This window comes from Ferrimicrobium acidiphilum DSM 19497 (genome assembly GCF_000949255.1).
Classification (GTDB): Bacteria; Actinomycetota; Acidimicrobiia; order Acidimicrobiales; family Acidimicrobiaceae; genus Ferrimicrobium; species Ferrimicrobium acidiphilum.
Window position 1 is genome coordinate 65,788 of record NZ_JXUW01000004.1, and the last position, 18,833, is coordinate 84,620.

Annotated in this window: 18 protein-coding genes; 7 read left to right on the forward strand and 11 right to left on the reverse strand. The window is 55.9% G+C overall.

The genetic code is table 11. From position 1 onward, the window contains the following. Nucleotides 1–71: 71 nt before the first annotated feature. The 6 genes from FEAC_RS03065 to FEAC_RS03090 all read left to right on the forward strand — a co-directional run bounded on the left by FEAC_RS03065 (nt 72) and on the right by FEAC_RS03090 (nt 7,629). On the forward strand, nt 72–3,167 hold the full coding sequence (locus tag FEAC_RS03065) for a UvrD-helicase domain-containing protein (protein WP_035388580.1): 3,096 nt from the start codon (nt 72–74) through the stop codon (nt 3,165–3,167). Between the two features lie 2 nt (nt 3,168–3,169). Then, on the forward strand, nt 3,170–3,709 hold the full coding sequence (locus tag FEAC_RS03070) for a hypothetical protein (RefSeq protein WP_035388581.1): 540 nt from the start codon (nt 3,170–3,172) through the stop codon (nt 3,707–3,709). A gap of 6 nt (nt 3,710–3,715) precedes the next feature. After that, nucleotides 3,716–4,336, forward strand: coding sequence for a sigma-70 family RNA polymerase sigma factor (locus tag FEAC_RS03075; protein ID WP_081900957.1), 621 nt, complete (start codon nt 3,716–3,718; stop codon nt 4,334–4,336). Next, a complete protein-coding gene (locus FEAC_RS03080) occupies nt 4,333–5,091 on the forward strand; it encodes an anti-sigma factor (protein ID WP_035388583.1) in 759 nt (252 codons plus the stop codon). The genes FEAC_RS03075 and FEAC_RS03080 overlap by 4 nt, the downstream gene beginning before the upstream one ends. A 48-nt stretch (nt 5,092–5,139) precedes the next feature. After that, the gene (locus FEAC_RS03085) at nt 5,140–6,699 is read left to right on the forward strand and encodes an acyl-CoA dehydrogenase family protein (protein ID WP_035388584.1); all 1,560 of its coding nucleotides are present in this window, start codon (nt 5,140–5,142) and stop codon (nt 6,697–6,699) included. A 123-nt stretch (nt 6,700–6,822) separates the two neighbouring features. Continuing rightward, a complete protein-coding gene (locus FEAC_RS03090) occupies nt 6,823–7,629 on the forward strand; it encodes a hypothetical protein (RefSeq protein ID WP_035388585.1) in 807 nt (268 codons plus the stop codon). 6 nt (nt 7,630–7,635) lie between these two features. Here the strand turns inward: FEAC_RS03090 and FEAC_RS03095 are convergent, their stop codons facing one another. The 7 genes from FEAC_RS03095 to FEAC_RS03125 all read right to left on the reverse strand — a co-directional run bounded on the left by FEAC_RS03095 (nt 7,636) and on the right by FEAC_RS03125 (nt 15,293). Beyond that, nucleotides 7,636–8,577 carry an HpcH/HpaI aldolase/citrate lyase family protein gene (locus FEAC_RS03095; RefSeq protein WP_035388586.1) on the reverse strand — a complete coding sequence of 314 codons (942 nt, stop codon included), beginning with the start codon at nt 8,575–8,577 and terminating at the stop codon, nt 7,636–7,638. Between the two features lie 152 nt (nt 8,578–8,729). Then, entirely contained in the window at nt 8,730–10,403 is a 1,674-nt protein-coding gene (treS, locus tag FEAC_RS03100; RefSeq protein ID WP_052565393.1) for a maltose alpha-D-glucosyltransferase, read from the reverse strand. Continuing rightward, complete coding sequence (locus FEAC_RS03105) at nt 10,404–11,177, reverse strand: enoyl-CoA hydratase/isomerase family protein (protein WP_035388589.1); 774 nt, start codon at nt 11,175–11,177, stop codon at nt 10,404–10,406. 2 nt (nt 11,178–11,179) lie between these two features. Further along, complete coding sequence (gene meaB, locus FEAC_RS03110) at nt 11,180–12,112, reverse strand: methylmalonyl Co-A mutase-associated GTPase MeaB (protein ID WP_236684592.1); 933 nt, start codon at nt 12,110–12,112, stop codon at nt 11,180–11,182. Nucleotides 12,113–12,142: 30 nt separating this feature from the next. Further along, nucleotides 12,143–13,405 carry a UDP-N-acetylglucosamine 1-carboxyvinyltransferase gene (gene murA, locus FEAC_RS03115; RefSeq protein WP_035388592.1) on the reverse strand — a complete coding sequence of 421 codons (1,263 nt, stop codon included), beginning with the start codon at nt 13,403–13,405 and terminating at the stop codon, nt 12,143–12,145. A gap of 660 nt (nt 13,406–14,065) precedes the next feature. Then, entirely contained in the window at nt 14,066–14,749 is a 684-nt protein-coding gene (locus FEAC_RS03120) for a dienelactone hydrolase family protein (protein ID WP_035388593.1), read from the reverse strand. 82 nt (nt 14,750–14,831) lie between these two features. Continuing rightward, entirely contained in the window at nt 14,832–15,293 is a 462-nt protein-coding gene (locus FEAC_RS03125) for a pyridoxamine 5'-phosphate oxidase family protein (protein ID WP_201773825.1), read from the reverse strand. Nucleotides 15,294–15,892: 599 nt separating this feature from the next. On the opposite strand from FEAC_RS03125, the gene FEAC_RS15060 reads away from it, so the two are divergent. Then, nucleotides 15,893–16,144 carry a hypothetical protein gene (locus FEAC_RS15060; RefSeq protein ID WP_152623051.1) on the forward strand — a complete coding sequence of 84 codons (252 nt, stop codon included), beginning with the start codon at nt 15,893–15,895 and terminating at the stop codon, nt 16,142–16,144. Nucleotides 16,145–16,464: 320 nt separating this feature from the next. Here FEAC_RS15060 and FEAC_RS03130 read toward each other — a convergent pair whose 3' ends face one another. From FEAC_RS03130 to FEAC_RS03150, 4 genes are all read right to left on the reverse strand, one after another. After that, nucleotides 16,465–16,692 (reverse strand): hypothetical protein, encoded by a 228-nt coding sequence (locus tag FEAC_RS03130; protein ID WP_035388594.1) that lies wholly within the window; start codon nt 16,690–16,692, stop codon nt 16,465–16,467. A 660-nt stretch (nt 16,693–17,352) separates the two neighbouring features. Further along, a complete protein-coding gene (locus FEAC_RS03140) occupies nt 17,353–17,640 on the reverse strand; it encodes an AbrB/MazE/SpoVT family DNA-binding domain-containing protein (protein WP_035388596.1) in 288 nt (95 codons plus the stop codon). 428 nt (nt 17,641–18,068) lie between these two features. Beyond that, nucleotides 18,069–18,233 carry a hypothetical protein gene (locus FEAC_RS16195; RefSeq protein WP_336433120.1) on the reverse strand — a complete coding sequence of 55 codons (165 nt, stop codon included), beginning with the start codon at nt 18,231–18,233 and terminating at the stop codon, nt 18,069–18,071. 150 nt (nt 18,234–18,383) lie between these two features. Beyond that, complete coding sequence (locus FEAC_RS03150) at nt 18,384–18,740, reverse strand: maleylpyruvate isomerase N-terminal domain-containing protein (RefSeq protein WP_052565397.1); 357 nt, start codon at nt 18,738–18,740, stop codon at nt 18,384–18,386. Nucleotides 18,741–18,833: the final 93 nt, after the last annotated feature.

Sequence of the window (18,833 nt, forward strand, 5' to 3'; positions counted from 1 at the left end):
TCCTCGAGGCACTATGGTAAGCCAGCGTGACAGTAACCGGTTTATGCGAACCAGGTGTGGACGCTATCGCCATGACTCAATCGGGATCCATGGTGCAACTCAGTAAGCGCCAACACCAAGCCGTCACCAGTCGTTCAGACGTTGCAATCTCAGCAGGTGCAGGCACCGGCAAGACCCAGACTATGGCGGCACGCTACCTCGCTCACGTTGAAGCGGGGATACGTCCCCTTTCAATCGTTGCAGTCACGTTCACCATCCGAGCAGCTGCCGAGCTTCGCCATCGCATACTCAGCCAGATGCGCGAACGCTATCTCGCTAATGACTCCCGAGTCCTCGAGGTTGAAGTAGCGCCGATTGGGACCATCCACTCACTTTGTCAGCGTATCTGTGGAGAGTTCCCCGACGAATCAGGGATCGATTTTGACTTTCAAGTCGTCGATGAAACCAGTTATCAAAAGCTACTCACACTCGAGATGCCACATCTTCTCGAGCGCATCCCACCTCATAGCTATGAACTCCTCGACTATTCCACCCTAAAATCCTTCATTACCGACTGTTTGAAGGATGTAGAACGTTTTCGAACCGCTGCCAGGGTGGACATCTCCAAGATAAAGGAGTCGATAAGGGCCGCGCAACGTGACGCGGTTGATAGAGGACCTTGGGCGGCTATTGAACATGAGTTGAGTCAGTACCAGGCGCTCAGGACTAGCGATCGCATCGAACTGGCCCGCCTGGATGCACTCTCCGGACTCCGATCCTTGCGACAAGGAGATAGTCGAGGTTGGGAGACACTTTCTCAACTCAATCTCCGCGGGGGTTCTGCAAATAACTGGACTGCTGGAGAATTTGACCTGGTCAAGGAGGGTCTTAGAGGACTAAGGGAGCGAATCAAGGAGCTACCTGAATATGTCCGCATCGGCTGGAACGACACGGATACAGAACACCAAGCCGCCATCCTCGCCCTCACCGAGGCGGTTGAAATCATCGTAAACCAGCTCGTCGACCTCAAGGCAAGGCGTCACATCCTTGACTTCAACGACCTCGAGACACACGCACTCAAGGCGCTGGCAAACGAGACGGTGAGGGCTGAACTTGCCGATAGATGGCAGGCTATCTTGGTCGACGAGGTTCAAGACATCAGCCCGATACAGTACCAAATACTTACTAGCCTCGGGCGTGATGCCACTCTTTCAGCTGTAGGCGACGCCAAGCAATCGCTATACCGGTTTAGAGGAGCTGACCCGGAGCTCTTCAGTCAACAGATCGCCGCCAGTCAGGAACATGTCACGCTTGACGAGAACTATCGGACAGTACCAGCGCTGGTGGACTCGATAAATGCGGTCTTTACTGAGCTCATCCCCGACTACGAGCCACTGAATCCAGTGCGGACGACGAAGTATGCACGCGATCCCGTCGAGGTTATCGTGGTCGACGAGACCAGCGACGCGACCATGCCACGGCGTCGAAAGGTACTAGCGGAGCAGATTGGCTACCGCATCCTCGATCTCCTAGAGGAACCTTTTGAGGTCATCGATCCTGAGACGGGTATGTTGCGCCAAGCTCAACCTCGAGATATCGCCATCATCTCGGCCAGCTGGGGAATGTTGGATCAGGTTGCGGAGGAGCTCCAACGGTTACAGCTACCGGCCAATATCGTAGGTGGAGGTCCACTCCTCACCACCCAAGAGGCACTTGACGCCCTCACCCTCCTCTCCTTCTGCGCAAACCCGCACGAAGACTTGGCTTGCCTTGCACTCGCGCGTTCACCCATGGTCGGACTCAGCGATGCCGAGCTCGCCATCCTTGGTGAGGAGAAGCCACGGTCGACATCTTGGTTCAGCTTCCTCGTAAACCACCTTGGCGAGGATCCTCGTCTCTTACCAATCTCTCGGCTCCCGTTCTCGCCTACCTTCTTGCCACCAAGCGATCAACTCGCTGTCGCCGCAGACCTACTCCTCTATCCCGAGATTATCGCTCGCCTGAACCACCCCGAACGACGAAGGGCCGATTGGACTGCCCTCCTCGATCTCGTGGATCAACGCGCAAACGAGGGTCTTGACACCCACGATATCGTCGCCTACCTACGCTTCGCAATCGATCACGAGGCGCGCATTCCCCGCCCACCAGTCGATACCGACGATTCGGTCTCCCTGGTCACCATCCATGCATCCAAAGGGCTCGAATGGCCAATCACGATAGTGACTGATCTAGACCGCAATCCCCGCAGGACGCCACCCCTCGCCGTCGATCCTCATTTCGGAATCGCCTACAAGCTAAAAGATGAGCGCTCCGGGCATCTATCATGGATCATCGAGCAGCAAAAGGAGGAGGAGCTCGCCGAGGAACGCCGGCGTTGGTACGTCGCAACGACACGTGCACGCGACCATCTCATCCTCGCGCTCGCGTCTACAGATCGCGTAGACCAACTTCTCGAACAGTTCGCCCAGCAGACTGAGATAGTTCAAGTTCGAATCGACGCCACTCCAGCCATACCTCGAGTCGTCCCGGGTGCCGATCCGCCGCGCTATCGAATGCCCGAGGTTGATCTCGCCACCCCCTCTGCAGCTATCAAACATGAGTTGGCAAGTCGGACTCTGAACGATTTTCGCCTCTGCCCACTGCTTCTAGCGACCCCTGAAGCACCGAGGGGTGTAACCAGTAGACTTCGAGCACTGTTTCTCGAACTAGCAGTCGAGGGTAGGTCGATCAGCCTCGGAGATCTTGACTGGCTACCTGCGTCACAGGCCGAATCCCTAATCGCCAGGGCCGGTGAGTATCAGTCGATGCTCTCCGCACACTTGGTCACAGCTCCAGAACTCGCGACTGGAAGAGCAACAATGGCTCAGTGGTCGATCGATTGGGGACCATTCCTATTCGATGGCACCTCGGTGATCGACCTTACGATGACCGACGGCGACGTCGTTGGACTCAGCCTTGCCCACGCCGATCATCCGGGTATTCGAGCCGGAGTCCTCTACCTCGCACAGTCGCGCATCCATTGGCTCTCCTCAACCGAACTTGCTACAATCCATCGCGAGCTGCCACCCCTGATGCGTGAACTAGCTGCGCCGCCATGGGGACCTCGTGACGATCGTGCCTCGACCTGTCGCTACTGTCGTCAGACACACAGCTGTCATTGGGTGCAGTCAGAAGACCATAAGCTCTAGCTGTGTCCACAATCGATCTCGCAGGTTTCATCACCGAAGTAAAAGGGCAGGCGATTCACCAAGGCTTCCATGTGCACGACGAGCGCCACTTTATGGAGACCTACTCGCTTCGCCAATGGTGGGAGGTCGATCTCCATCCCGAATCAGGATGCGGATCGCCTATGGAGCTCCACCTGGCGCTCGATGTCGATCCGCGAGTGTTACTCGCCTTCGATGACGCCTTTGCGACAGCTACCGACCCCTCCTCACTTCCCAACGAGTTCTTCTTTCCGTTGACATTGACTTGGACGCTGCCAGCACCCTCGATCGACCTACTCAACCTTGCGCTCAACCTTGCCGGTCTCACTGGCATGTCGCTACCCCTGGAGGTGGCGGCTACCGATAGCTATGGATCTCCAGCAGCAGCGCCAGAACGCGCCATCAGCGTAACGGCTAGACGGTCGGTCTCGCTCACGAAGATTCTCGAAGGCGAGGAGGTCGTCGATGATACACTCGAGCGCGCGAACGACGTCAGTCTCTTCCTTCTTAAGCTTCTCGAGTAAAACGCGATGAAGCATGAATCCATCCATCCGCGTGCACTGCGTCGAAGAAAGAGCACGGAAACACAACTAAACGAAATGAGTGATGCCTCCTTAATTGTCGCAGTAGCGCGCTACAACCAGGATGCGTTGGCAGAGATCTTCCGACGACACGGAGGTGCGGTGCACGCACTTGCAAAGCGTGTCACCCGCGATACAGCATTGGCCGAGGAGGTTACTCAAGAACTCTTCGTACGCCTCTGGAACGAACCCGAACGTTACGACTCCGCTCGTGGCACACTGCGCACATTTTTGCTGATGCAGGCCCACAGACGTTCTGTCGATGTTATCAGATCCGAGGAGGCTAGAAAAAGGCGTGAGCAGAACGAGTCCGCTTCAATCGCGGCCACATCCTACGATATCGACCACGAATTTGGTGACCTAGCCGATCGAGAGGCGATACGCGGAGCGCTCGAGATCCTTCCTCAAGATGAGCGCCGCGCTATCGAACTAGCCTTCTATCATGGGCTCACCTACCGTGAGGTTGCCCAGCGTCTTGAGCAGCCAGAAGGCACAGTAAAAACCCGGATCCGCACAGGACTCAAACGTATGAATGAAGCCCTCGTATCTTGGAAGGCAGTCGAAACATGACGGAACGAACCGATCTCTCGGGAAAGATGAGTCACCAGGAGGTTGAACAGCTGCTTGGCGCCTACATCATCGATGCGGTGGAGGTAAGCGAACGGTCCGCCATCGAAGTTCACCTCAGTGATTGCGCCATATGTCGCGCAGAGGTGGACGCCCTCCGGTCTACCGTCGGCATGCTAGCGAATGAGGGTGGCCCGGCGCCCACCGCAATCTGGCACCGGATTGAACACGAGATCAATGGAAGCGGAGATGTGGTCGCTTTTAGACCTCCGCAGCGCTCGCGCCTCAGAATCCCAACCATCATCGCCTCTACGGCACTTGGGGTGGCCGCCGCCCTTACCCTGATATTCGGTATTGAGATCCACCGCCTCGACAGCCAAGTAAACCGGCTGGGAACACAGGTTACAACCTCAGCCACTAGAGCGATTGCAACCGCAGCACTCCTCCAACCTGGAGCCAAGCGATTTGCGCTCAAAAGCCCCCATGGCAAGGCCGTCGGAAGTCTGGTAGCACTCCGGTCTGGGGAGGTAGTGCTCACCTCTTTCCTCATGCACCCACTCAAGGCAACCTCAACCTATCAGGTCTGGGCGATCGTGGACGAACACCCAATATCGCTCGGGCTACTCGGGAACCGCCCTACTGTTTCGGTATTCCACACAGGCGGTCGGCATGCCTTCGAATTCGCAATCACCATCGAGCCAGCCCATGGAGTCGCACAACCAACTGGTGCTCCAGTGGCCACCGCTGCTGTCGTCTGACTTAGCCAACGAACAAGGTTCCAGCCGTTCTCCCAGTAGGCTCGAGAGATGACCGATACCTTCTTCAGCCATGTTCGAGCCGCCCATGGAGTCCTCTCCGACCAAATCCGTGAACGCATATCGTTGCTTGAGACCTCTGGACGACTAGAGGCCGAACAACTTGAGAGCTACCAGCTATCGCTAAGTGCATCGGCGCTCCTTGCGATACCTATCATGATCGACTATGCGAACTATGGCAAGCAGGAACAAGCGATAGCCACCCTCTACTGCATGCAGACCCTTCGTGAAACTGCAGCCAGCCTCCTTGCGGCAGGTCTTGTGGATCCATCATCAGTAACAGCTCTGTTTACCACTGAATTCCAACCCTCGGACGAACTCATGGGCATGGTCGCGCTGGATCCGGGACCATCACACCTCGGAGAGGACCTAGAGCTGGTGGCCGAGACATTTCGCCGAGTTGCACTCGATAAAATTGCTCCGGTGGCCGACGACATCCATCGTCAGAACCTAGATATTCCTGAATCTATTCTTGACCAGCTCGCGCAGCTCGGTGCTTTTGGCCTCTCCATCCCTGAACAGTTTGGCGGTAGCTCGAACGAATCAGTCGATGACCTCATTGCGATGCTCGTCGCCACCGAAGAACTTTCACGAGCCTCCCTAGGAGCAGGGGGATCGTTGATAACTCGACCGGAGATACTAGCCAAGGCACTTCTCGCCGGCGGCACCGAGGAACAGAAACAACGATTCCTGCCAGCACTGGCATCCGGAGAACTCATGGGTGCTGTCGCCGTCACTGAACCAGATTACGGCTCTGATGTCGCTCACATAACCACCACCGCAACACCAGTCAACGGTGGCTGGCGCATCAATGGCACCAAGACCTGGTGCACCTTCGCTGGTCGTGCTGAGATTCTTGCCGTACTCGCCCGCACCGACCCTGATCGTAGCCTCGGACACAGAGGGCTCTCGCTGTTCTTCGTCGACAAGACACGATCCGCGGGTGAAAGCTTCCGTCACGAATCCAACCAAGGCATCATTGAAGGCAGAGCGATTCCCACCCTGGGCTATCGAGGCATGCACTCCTTTGAGGTAAGCTTCGACAACGTCTTTGTACCTACGTCCCAACTCATCGGAGAGTCGAGCGGTCTAGGACGTGGTTTTTACCTCCAGATGGCAGGGTTTGAAAATGGGAGGATACAGACGGCAGCCCGTGCGGTCGGTGTTATGGGTGCCGCCTATGACGCGGCACGCGCATATGCAACCACGAGGTCGGTCTTTGGTCAGCCACTAATCAGCTACCAGCTCAGCAAAGCCAAACTAGCCAAAATGGCGGCAACGCTCCAGGCAAGCCGACAGCTTACTTACGCCACCGCACGTCTACTGGCACAACATCAGGGATCTCTAGAGGCATCGATGGCGAAGGCCTATACCTGTAGGACAGCCGAGTGGGTTACCCGAGAGGGGATGCAGCTTCATGGAGGTATGGGGTATGCAGAGGAGTACGCGATAAGCCGTTACTTCGTGGATGCTCGTGTGCTCTCGATATTCGAAGGCGCCGAAGAGACCCTAGCCCTCAAGGTCATAGCCCGAGGTCTTGCACGCCGCTAACCTGGGACGCTACACTGACGAAGGACGAACATCAACCGCACCGTTCGAACACAACGAGTCTGTCAAGCGTGCAATAAGCACTGCCGATGACTCCCAAAGGCGCTGCAAATCGATTGAAAGGAGATGAGTCCATTGCGTAGGCTCCTCGGGAACATTTTACTCGGCATTGGCTTACTCGCAGGAACCATCGCTATCTTTGCTCATCTGTCCCTGTTGACGATCTTCAACCCCAACCGCCTCGCCAACGACGCACAGACGCTCAGCACCAGCAAGACGATTCAATCTGCGATGGCTAGTGGGCTCACGACCTCACTAGCCCCAATCACAGGAGTGGCAGGCATATCGATCTCTCACGCTGAACTTCAGGGGATCATCACGGCAGCTCTCGCACAACCCGCGGTAAGACAACAATTCGTGAGCGCCATTCGCCAGGCGGATGGCCACCTTCTTGGTACCGATCACGCACCTGTAACTATCGGCGGTCCGGGGTTGACCCAGTTCGTCGCCTCAGGAATCTCCCAATACTCTACCTCGCTGGGCACCGCCGTTCAGCAGACCAACCTGAGGATTGCGATACCTGGTGCCGATCTACCGAATCTTGGATTCCTAGCACGTGCGGCCAAAACTGCCGTCCCAATAGCCACCGAACTCGCCGTGGTCCTCTTTCTCCTGGCGCTGATCGTACACAAGGCTCGATCGGCTGTGATAGCTCGCATCGGCAAGTGGCTAATAGCGATGTCTATCGTCGCCGTGCTCATCTTCTGGGCGATACCAACCTATCTTTTGCCTCAGATCCACTTGAGCTGGGCACTTATCGCCTCAATCGTCCTCAAGGCCACCGGGCAAGGCGTCACCGTCTTTTACATTGAACTAGCCGTCTCCGGAATCATCCTGTATCTGTTGTCAAAGGCCGCCACCAAGCTGGTGTAGCCTGCGCTAACCTCGTGGCGTTCGAAGCATGCCCGCCTTTTCGCCGCGCGCCTGAAACTTCATGGCCATCTTCCTGCTCGCCTCGTCGATCATCTCATCGCCAAACATCACTGCTCCACGAGCATCGTCGCTGGTTGCAACAGCATAGGCATCGAGCAGATCGCAAGCCTTATCAAAAAGCTCCTGCGTTGGGCGGTAGACGTCATTTAGCACCTCGACTTGGGTCGGATGTATGGCCCACTTGCCGTCGTAGCCAAGCATTGCAGAACGCTTGGCGTAACTACGCAGCCCCTCAAGGTCAGCGATCTTGAGATAGGGCCCGTCGATCACTTGGATACCAGCAGCGCGTGCAGCCATAAGAATCTTCGAAAAGACATAGTGAAAGTGATCGCCCGGATACTCAGGTACCTCCACCCCTCCAGTGAGCACCGGCATCTCCATAGATGCAGCAAAGTCTGCAGGTCCAAATACAACCGTCTCGATCCTGGGTGAGGCCATGCAGATCTCCTCAACGTTGATCAGTCCAGTCGTCGTCTCGATCTGGACCTCTAACCCGATATGACCTAACTCCAGCCCCGCCTCACGCTCAACTTGTTTCAAAAGCAGATCCGTGGCGACGACCTCAGCTGCACTCTGCACCTTAGGGAGCATGATCTCATCCAGCCGTTCTCCGGCGCCGGTAACGACCTCCAGAATATCCCTGAAGGTCAAGGCCGTATCCCAAGCGTTCACGCGCACGCAGAGCACGCGATCGTCCCAACCTCCGGCAGCAATCGCGCCGGCTACCTTCGCACGAGCGGCCACCTTCTCCGACGGGGCTACAGAATCTTCGAGATCCAAGAAGGTCATATCGGCGGCGATATCGCGAGCTTTGGCGATAAAGCGCTCACTCGACCCAGGGACAGATAGACATGAACGGCGCAATAGTGAACGAGAGCGTAGTGACATGGCTCTATCTTACGCGAAGCACAACACGCTCTCGCTCACGATTCACTGCCAAACAACGGCTCTTCGTAACTAGTACACCCGTCCAATAGCCTCGGAAATCCTACCCCTGCAGTCGTTGCCGGCGCGTACAAACGTCAACTTCATCGATCAACCTAAGCGACACACAGCTCAAACCAGAGGAAGCCGTAGGGGGCGAGAGTTAACCGGTACGCCCCATCGTCCTCAATGACAGGAAAAGGAGTCATGCCGAGGAGCTCCACCGGTACTCGACTGATCCAATCGCTTAAATTGACCGACACAGGCTGCACCTTAGAGGCAAAGTTGAACACACAGAGCACAACTCTCTCATCGCGTGCAAGAAAGCGAGCGAACGCAAGCACGCAATCGTTATCCACCGATAGCAGCTTGAACTCCCCGTCGCCTAGCACCGACTCCCGGTGTCGTACCGAGAGCATCTCCCTAGTCCACCGCAAGAACGACGAGGGGTTATTCATCTGGGATTCAACGTTTACCACCTGATACCCATAGACGGGATCGATGATCGGGCTCGAATATAGCCTCGCCGGATCAGCTCGCGAGAATCCTCCGTTACGGTCAGGAGACCACTGCATCGGGGTTCGAACCGAATCCCGATCGCCGAGATAGATGTTATCCCCCATCAGTATCTCGTCTCCGTAGTAGAGGATTGGAGATCCTGGAAGCGAGAGAATTAACGCGTGCAACAGTTCGGCCACTCGCCGATCATTGTCGATCAGCGGAGCGAGTCGACGACCTATACCGACGTTTCTCCGCGAGATCGGATCACTTGCGAAGGCACTGTATAGAAACTCCCGCTCCTGGTCGGTCACCATCTCCAGCGTCAACTCATCGTGATTACGCAGAAAAATCCCCCATTGGCATCCAGCTGGAATATCCGGGGTCTGCCGCAGCGCCTCAGCGGTTGGCAGGGCGCTCTCGGTCTTCACACTAAGAAAAAGACGAGGCATCAGCGGAAAGTCATAACACATGTGACACTCGTCACCATTGCCGAAGTAGTTCACCACTTCGGAGGGTACTTGGTTCACCTCAGCCAGAAGCACCGCCTCAGGGAACTCAGCATCTACAACCGAACGGATCCGTTTCAAAAAGGTATGCGTTGCAGGTAGGTTCTCACAGCATGTACCCTCTGCCTGGAACAGATAGGCAGCGGCATCTAACCTGAATCCGTCGAATCCTAGCCCGAGCCAATAACGAACGACTTGGAGCATCGCCTCCTGGACATCTGGGTTCTCATAGTTCAGATCAGGTTGATGGTTAAAAAAACGATGCCAGTAGTACTGCTCGCGATCGGGGCAATAGGTCCAATTCGAACTCTGGGAGTCGATAAAGATCACTGGAGCCGACTGGTAGCCACCGTCGTCATCAGCCCAGACATACCAATCTGACTTCGGATTGTCACGCGACATCTTTGACTCTGCGAACCAAGGGTGTTGATCGCTGGTATGGTTGAGCACGAGATCAGCTATTACACGAATGCCTCGTAAATGTGCCTGATTAAGCAGCTCTTCGATATCTGTAACACTGCCATAGGCCGGGTGGACACTGTAGTAGTCAGAGACGTCGTAGCCTCCATCCTTCCACGGAGACGCGTAGAACGGGAGGAGCCAAAGACAGTCGATGCCGAGCCACTCAAGATAATCGAGTTTGGAGGTCACTCCACGAATATCGCCCTGACCATCACCGGTCGCATCATAGAAACCGCGAACGTAAACCTCGTAGAAGACTGCACGTTGAAACCAGGTGCGCTCGTCATTCAACGCGAGTGTGCGCCTCGATGGATCAAGCACCTAACGACCCTCGAACCGGGCCTTGCCAGGCCCATTCTCAAAGAACGACTTGATGCCGATCTCTGCATCCTTTGTTCCAAAGACCTGGCCGAAGAAGGACTTCTCGAGCTCCAGCCCCTCTGCAAGACTGCCTGAAAGTCCAGAATCGATCGCTCGTTTGGCAAACGACTGTGCAACGAGTGGTCCACGAGCAAACTCGGTAGCCCAGGCCACGGCTGCCGCCTCTGCCTCACCATCTGCCACCACTCGATCCACTAGACCCCATGAAAGCGCCTTTTGGGAGTCGATAGCCTGACCCCCAAGGATCATCTCCTTTGCCCTTGACACTCCTATCAGGCGCGGCAGGCGTTGGGTGCCCCCACCACCAGGGATAATCCCTAACGCGATCTCCGGCTGTCCCAGCTTGGCACCCTCACCAGCTACTCTAAAATCGCAGGAGAGGGCGAGCTCGAGCCCACCACCGAGTGCATAACCCTCGATGGCAGCGATGACCACTCGTGGGAGCGTGCTTAGCGCATTAAGAGCCCAGTGGAAGTACTGGCCCATCTCACGTCCTACGGCCATACCACCAAACTCGCCAATCTCTGCTCCGGCCGCAAAAATACGCTTCGAACCGGTAAGAACCACCGCCGCGGGGGGGTCGAGTGCCATGGCGTTGGCATAGGTCCATAGCTCTTCGAGCAATCCTTTCGACAACGCATTGGCCTTTGGCCGGTTTAACCGCAGAATGACGACGTTGTCGTCGGTCTCCTCTCGGACAAGAAACCCGTCCATTTTCACACTCCTTCTTTATCGTCGATGGATAGCTTGATCAAAGCAACCAGTTCAGCCGCCGCCTTCGAGGGCGTCAAAGAACCTTCACGAACTCGATCCCGTAAGTCATTGCGTTCGGTTACCGACTCGACGGCGCTCCGTAGTGTGGCCGATACCAGCCGATCGAACTCCGCCAACCTTCGTGCGGCACGACGTTTAGCCAGCTCACCACTTGATATAAGACCATCCCTCAAGTCTGTGAGCTGTTCAAAGAGCATCTCTACTCCCTCGCCACTAGTTGCTACCGTCTCCAAAATTGGGGGGCGATGATCGTGGGCGCCAAGTTCGAGCATGTTCTCGAGATCCCGCCTGGTGTCGCGAACGCCTGCACGATCGGCCTTGTTAATCACAAATATGTCGGCTATCTCCATGAGACCAGCCTTGTTTGCTTGAATCGAGTCGCCCCAACCAGGATTGATAACGACAACAGTCGCATCAGCCTCGCCTGTAATCTCGATCTCTACCTGTCCCACACCAACCGTCTCTATCAGCACCCAAGGGAAGGCCAGGGCTTCTAGCAGTCGAACGACTCTCGGTACTGCAACCGTCAGACCGCCAAGGTGTCCCCTGGTCGCCAGCGAACGGATATAGACTCCTGGATCCTGAGTGTGACTCTGCATGCGCACTCTATCACCGAGTATGGCACCGCCACTGAAGGGTGAGGAAGGATCTACGGCGACGACGGCGACACTACTGTCGCTAGCACGAATCTGGCTAATCAACCGATCTACCAGGGTTGACTTCCCACTGCCAGGCGCACCAGTCAAGCCAATCACAAATCCCGACTCGGCCTGTTGGGCCAACCATTCGTCCAGATCCCGACTTTCATTCGTTACTGGGCGTTCGACTATAGAAATCAGACGTGCAATCGCGCCTTTATCATTCTGGTCGCGCACCCGCGCAATAAGCTCCTTGGGATCCTCCACCTAAACCTCTACCGTTTCTATCGTTGCCCCAAGTCTGACAAGCGTTTCAGCAAGCGCATCGTAACCACGCTCGATGTGATCTACCGCATTGACTTGGCTCTCCTCAAATGCCGCTAATGAAGCTACCACTAGGGCAGCCCCAGCGCGAATGTCATGTGCAGTCGCCTCGGCACCCAGGAGCCGAGGCACGCCGCGAATGATAATATGATGCCCTTCGGAACGTACATTTGCCCCATAGCGGCGGAGCTCGTCAAGGTAACGGAATCGACCAGCAAACAGGTTTTCGCTGACTACGCTGACCCCGTCAGCTATCGAGAGCATAGCCACCAGCATCGGCTTATAGTCGGTCGCAACACCCGGGTACGGGAGCGTCTGGATATCCACAGCACGCAGTGAGCCATCTGCGATCACATCGATCCACTCCTCGCCTACCTCGATATTCAATCCAACACTGGTAAGTTTTCGAATAAGAATTAACATGTTCGATGGCGCAACACCTTCGATGCGCACCTGGCCTCCGACAGCACCAACCGCGGTCATGTAAGTTGCAGCCACAACTCGATCGCCAATGACACGATGATTCATCGGCCGCAGCCGGTCAACACCTTCAACTATGATTCGTGAGGTACCAACGCCATCTATCTGCGCACCCATCTCGATAAGGGCCTGCGCGAGATCGATAACTTCGGGTTCGCGAGCTGCATTTTCAATCGTGGTCCTGCCCTCCGCCGTGACAGCAGCCATCAAGACATTGTCGGTCGCGGTATGAGAGGGGAACTCAAGTACAATATCGCTACCTGCGAGTCGATCAGCCTTCGCAATCAACTGTCCATCAACAGCCTCCACCACCGCACCGAGCGAGGTGAGTGCAAGCTCATGAATATCGACAGGACGCTCGCCAAAATCATCACCACCAGGGGTAGCCAAGGCAACCTCTCCAGTACGCGCAAGGATTGGCCCCAAAAGCACAACCGATGCACGTATGCTTTTGACAAGCCCATAGTCGGGCCGACTAGCAAGCTCTTCTGGCTCTGGAACGCTGATCTCAAGGCGGTGCGACCCAAGCCATCTGCTATCAACTCCCAACGACACCAAGATCTTCCGCATAATCTCGACGTCGGTGATACGAGGGACGTTATCTAGAACATGCACGCCGGACGCGAGGATGCTGGCCGCCATGAGCTTGAGAACGGAGTTCTTTGCGCCCTGAATCTCGACGTTACCTTCGAGTCCTGTGCAGTGCTGGATACGATAGGCTCGCATGACGTCCTCCTTCTGCCCCGTCTCAACGACCTATGCTAGTTGAGTTCCGAACGTCAATTGCTGGTCTTCTGCGTCCGTACCCAGATGCTTGATTTCAACCGGGAAAGCGCCGGTCAGCTTCGCCTCATCCGGTAAACGCTCTTAACATCTCCTGGTCCTGGAGACCCGGGCCTGTCGGTGCTGTTGATCACAATCATGATCCAGCCTCAGCGCCCGAGAAGATCGGCTACTGGCAACGAGCGAGACACAGATCTCTAAACAGATTTAACTCAGAAAACAACGACACCGTCGCAGTCCACAAGGGTCACGCCCGATCCGACGACCAGTTTCACATTCGCCACTTCAGCGCTAAAACAAGGCGACTATTGGTCTGACCACTTGCCTAACGCCGGTTGAGTCATGGATCAGAGCGAACTAACGGACTCATTGGCTACAATCCACAAAAACACTCGCAGCACTTCTCCGAAGGCTTGCCAATTTTGCAGCTGCAACCACTGCGCCATTAGCTCTCGACATAAATATGAGCCGACATTGCGCACGTCACGCAGCCAGCTCTGGCTTCGAGCTAGACCCAAAACCCGACACCAATTGCCAGCCACTCAACCGACAATGGTCCGTAAACGATGTCGACCTTAGTGTTCAGCAGTAGTTGAGCGCTGCCTAGTCGTTCAGTGAATCACGCAGAAATTGGGTGGCACGATCCCAGGCCTGCATGGCAGATTGCGCGTGATATACCTCCGGGCGATCATCATTGAAGAACGCGTGTTCAGTCCCCGGATATATGAAGAACTCTACTGACTTGCCCATCGACCGCAGACGCTCTTCGAGTTGGCGCACGACCTCGGGAGATGACGGGTCGTCATGTTCAGCGTAGTGGCCCTGGATCGGTGCCTGGATCTTGGCGTAATCGGGCTCCGCGTCCGGCCAAGGAATCACACCGTAGAAAGGAACTACCGCCTTCACGAGTTCCGGCTGATTCGCAGCGAGAACGTAGGCCAAGCCTCCGCCCATACAGAATCCGACGACTCCAACACCACTGTGACCTGAACGCTGTACGAGCTCCTTGGCAGCACCAGCCATCTGCTTAGAGGCATCCCGGAGTTGCAGTGCCATCATAGCTTTGGCAGCCTCATCTGGTTCGGCAACAACTCGCCCATTATAGAGATCTGGAGCCAACGCCAAAAAGCCCTGTGCGGCGAACCTATCACATACATCTTTGATGTGATTGTTGATACCCCACCACTCTTGGATGACGATTACACCTGGGCCAGCTCCAGACTCCGGAGTAGCCAAATATCCTGATGCCTCGTGTCCATTACTCGGAAAGGTAATCATTTCTCCCATACTGAAATCCTAGCAACTACCCATGAGCCTTGCGTGAGCTAGGCCACAAAACCATACACTTCTGCCAGAACACGATCACGAGCTAGTAGCGTCCCTCGAGTTTTCGGTGATCCCAACTAACAAACTCCTCGACAGCTAACGCGAAGGCAATGCGCTTGGGGGCAGAACCTAGGAAGCTCTCTATCGATACCGTCGATGTTCCCGATTGGTAGCGCTCAAAGAGCGTGCGACCCACCAGTGCCACCTGGGATGGACTCTCCTCTATGGCGGCATTCGCATAGATGGTCACTCCACGGAGCTCCTCGTACCGATCTCCCTGTTCAATCAGACCAGTGACGCGAGGGTCCCTCCTCAGGTTGAGCGCCTTTTGCGATTTCGCATAAGTCCAACACCAGATCGTGCCATCTAACAGGCAATACCACATGGCTACCAGATGCGGACGACCATTGGGTCCAAGCGACGCCAAGTTGAGGGTCCTGCCAGAAGCCAAGAAGGCATCACGCTCGCTATCGGTCATCTCAATCAGCGATCGACGTTTCGGCACAACCACTCCTCCCGCGAGAACTTCAGACTCTCACTCTATCGTCGAGACGTAGTCCGCCTCTCATGAGCAAAATCTATTTCAGCTCAGCCAACCATGTTCTGGCTGGGCGATAGAGGCATTCGCCCTCGACACTATCGCACTGGGCAAGCGTGGGCGCGTAGCTAATCATGGCTGTGACTGGCCCGCTGCAATCGGAGCACTAACTAGTATCCCTCCTCAGGAACCATCGGACCCAGATATTTCTGCATAGAAGCGAAGATCTCGTCGGCGCTCTTGGTCTCTGATGAAAGGCTTAGGGTTCTCGTTTCAGGCCTTGGCCCACTTGGTAATCCCTCTGTTGAGTTCGGTCACACTGTGGTGGACGCTGCGTTGTAGGTACTTGGTGGTAAGGGCCCAAGAAGCAGCTCTCTACCTGAAACATCTGCGATGAGTACGTTGGTGTGAAGTGGAACTAGAAAGCGAGGGTGGGCAAGGAGCCAGGTTCGAACGGATTCGGTCTTATGGGCTGCGTAGTTGTCTAAGACAACGTGAACTCTTAAGCTCTTTGGGTACTTTCTTGTCGATGAGTTCTAGCTTGCCAATGAGTTCTAGGAACTGAGATGAATCCTGCACCCCTTTGGGCAGCGGTCATCTTGGTGATGACCTTGCCGGAGACAACATCGAGTGCGCACATTATGGTTGCCGATACCGCCTGCGCTTGTACTGAAGTCCCTCGACGCAGGGGAACCCCTGGCACCACCCGGAGCATGGGTTGGGTACGGTTGAGGGCTTGCACCTCTCGTCTTCTCGTCAACACAGAGGACGATCGTGTGCCTCTGGCGGATTTATATAGATCCCAGCAACGTCTCTGACCTTAGCGCATGAACTCACAGATCATTGGATATGCGTAAAGGTCTCAGACCTCATGGGGCCTTAAGCCGAAAGTTCGCCATATCCTCCCCACCGTAGAAGGAGAGACTCCAGCGGCGGTTGCCATGGTGTTGGTTGGCAGGTGGGTCGATGAATCAGGTGGATTGGTCGTGGTTTCTGAGTTTGACAATCTCGGCGATCTTGTCATCCCCATGGGTCCTAGGTACCCCCGGCCTTGGTGCGTCACCTAGCGATCTCACCCCAAAGAGGGCGAATCTCCTTGGCCCACTTTGAGACCGTGAAGTGAGAGACATCGAGCTCATCAGCGCTTATCGCGAAGCCTGACATGCTCATTGGCCAACAGGGCTATCTTCACTCGCACAACTTGAGCAGCCGGGGCGTTGCGCTTAGCGATCACCGATGGAAGAAACTCTTTGTCCTCGTCGCTCAACGTGGGGACGTAGGTGGGTCTGCGTCCGGTACGCTTCTTGGTCCCTTCCGAATCCTTCGCCGCTCGGGTTGCTTTAGATATTTGCTTGGCCATTGTCATTGCCTCTTCCTCCAAGAGAGCAGATGCACAATGGGTTCAACAGGGGCCAAATATTGAAAATTCTTGTTTCAGAGCGAAACTTTGACTAAGGACACTAAGTTATCCACCCAGAAGAACTAGCGCACCTCACTAAGTTTTCCAAGCTCACACCGCAATAATCGCCACTGCCTATACATCTACTCCTGTAGGTTTTGGAATCCTAATGTTAGGTACACGAACTTGTTGAAACCTCGTCCCGTCTGTCTCCCCGCTCGCTAAGCGTGAGCACTGCCGCCGCAAGGCTGCGCCTTGCGTTGTCCTGGCAAGGATGGTAGGCGCGAAGGATGTCACTAACCGATCATGGTTGTCGGAAGATCTGGTGGCCACCAATCCGTCGCCAGCGCACTGCTAGCACTGAAACTCCATTAGCGGTCACAACTGTGGTCCACTGCCAGGTGGCCCGACCATCAGGAACACTGAAACTCCAAGTCATCTCCAAAATTCCGGGTGCGTTAACAACAGCTTTCACCCGTAGGCTGGCCGGCCATGATGAGGGGTCGCGAGTCTCGATGAAACGATCACAGGCCACATTGAAGATACGGGAAGATGCACGAAATAGCTCACGTTCATGCGCGGATAACCGTTGATAGTCGGTCTTGAACTGATCGGTTCTTTCAACCCTCACGAGTCAAGTTCGGCAAGAAACTCATCAATGCCCTCGCTCACTACAACCCGTCCAGCAGCAATGTCCTCATCTGCTTCGCGCTCCATCTGCTGCCAACGCTCTGTCCAGAACCACGCCTGGTCGGATGGCACGGCAATGTGTGGGCGAAGGATGATCTCGTTCTCTCGCTCGATTACCTCAACCTGTGCTCCAGGCTGATCCAAGCCGAAGTGACGCCGAATCGAGGTGGGAATAGCGATGAGGCCACGGCTCTGCACTGTGACGAAGGTTGGTGTTTTGCGCATGATTGAAGTGTAGCAGTGATACGGCGATACCGCATCGCAGCACTGCGCCTTGCGTTGTCCTGGCTAGGGTATAGTGAGTGGCCCAGTCATGAAATCATGAAACCCAGAAATCATGATTCTCTATTAGAACAGAGGCAAGGGAGAGAAAGAGGATATGTCATGGATGATCCGAACTTCGCCGCCGCCTTTGCCAACGCAGAAGCCTCGTGGCTGATTGAGCCGATCTGCGGGGCCCGGCTAAACCAACTGAATATCGACCTTGCTACCCGGCCTAAGTAAGCAGACACCTCCTCCTTGGATGATCCAGCACCTGGGAAACCTCCTGCCGTCGCGTCAGGTTGTAACGAGATTACTTGCATACACCCCCTGGTAGTCAGGGGTAATGAGATTTCGGATAGCCGCGATCGTCCGGGACGCCGCGATAGGTGTCAGTCGATTCCCAACCCGATGACCATCTCGAGCTGGTCGAGTAACCGGTTGTCGCCCGCACGCCTGAGTGTCTCGATGGTGGGGCGGCGCCAGAGCCAGCAATCCAGGTCAGCCGCCGACCCGGTGAGCGTAGCATCCGCATTGACTACGCTGTCGTCGGCCACGTCGAGGCAAGCCTCGTCCACCGCCGTGCCGTCATCGGGGTCGATACCGGTGAGCCGGCCGAGGCGGACCAACCACGTGCTGGCGTTGTCTCTGGCGTGAAGCCGGATGACGCCGGCGTCGTTCGTGGAGAACGTTGCCCAGTCGGGTACTCACCTGTACATGACGCACAGCGCCTCGTCGATCCCGTCGTCGCTCAGCTGCGCATCCATCGACGTCCGCAACCCAATGGTCAACTCGGCGTCGATCCGGTGGATCAGCGCCTCATGGGCTTGGCGACGGCGGACGAAGGCAACGCTATGGTCATCCGACCAGGTCCACACCCGGTCTTGCGGTGCTGCGGACCCCAGTGCGGAAACGAGCTCTGCACTAACCGCCGAGCAGAACGATAAGAGCTCGGATCGGCTGGCGGGTCGGGCTGGTCTGACCTCTGCGAGAGGTGGCCTTTGCAGTGCCTGACGCACGATGGTGCCCCAGAACCACTGGACCTCAGCGAGGTGCCACAGCAAGTCGTCGGCACCGTTTCGGCGACCGCGGCGGCGAAACGGCCCGACTCATGCGCTAGATGGCTGACGAAGTCGAGGTTGCTGTTCATTGCGCGC

What these genes read in the sequence shown, in the direction of transcription:
- FEAC_RS03090 (WP_035388585.1), top strand. Translation starts at nt 6,823, where the DNA reads ATGAGTCCATTGCGTAGGCTCCTCGGGAACATTTTACTCGGCATTGGC.
- FEAC_RS03075 (WP_081900957.1), top strand. Translation starts at nt 3,716, where the DNA reads ATGAAGCATGAATCCATCCATCCGCGTGCACTGCGTCGAAGAAAGAGC.
- FEAC_RS03085 (WP_035388584.1), top strand. Translation starts at nt 5,140, where the DNA reads ATGACCGATACCTTCTTCAGCCATGTTCGAGCCGCCCATGGAGTCCTC.
- FEAC_RS03140 (WP_035388596.1), bottom strand. Translation starts at nt 17,640, where the DNA reads ATGCGCAAAACACCAACCTTCGTCACAGTGCAGAGCCGTGGCCTCATC.
- FEAC_RS03105 (WP_035388589.1), bottom strand. Translation starts at nt 11,177, where the DNA reads ATGGACGGGTTTCTTGTCCGAGAGGAGACCGACGACAACGTCGTCATT.
- FEAC_RS03130 (WP_035388594.1), bottom strand. Translation starts at nt 16,692, where the DNA reads ATGACAATGGCCAAGCAAATATCTAAAGCAACCCGAGCGGCGAAGGAT.
- FEAC_RS03080 (WP_035388583.1), top strand. Translation starts at nt 4,333, where the DNA reads ATGACGGAACGAACCGATCTCTCGGGAAAGATGAGTCACCAGGAGGTT.
- FEAC_RS03120 (WP_035388593.1), bottom strand. Translation starts at nt 14,749, where the DNA reads ATGGGAGAAATGATTACCTTTCCGAGTAATGGACACGAGGCATCAGGA.
- FEAC_RS03095 (WP_035388586.1), bottom strand. Translation starts at nt 8,577, where the DNA reads ATGTCACTACGCTCTCGTTCACTATTGCGCCGTTCATGTCTATCTGTC.
- murA (WP_035388592.1), bottom strand. Translation starts at nt 13,405, where the DNA reads ATGCGAGCCTATCGTATCCAGCACTGCACAGGACTCGAAGGTAACGTC.
- FEAC_RS03065 (WP_035388580.1), top strand. Translation starts at nt 72, where the DNA reads ATGACTCAATCGGGATCCATGGTGCAACTCAGTAAGCGCCAACACCAA.
- FEAC_RS15060 (WP_152623051.1), top strand. Translation starts at nt 15,893, where the DNA reads ATGAATCCTGCACCCCTTTGGGCAGCGGTCATCTTGGTGATGACCTTG.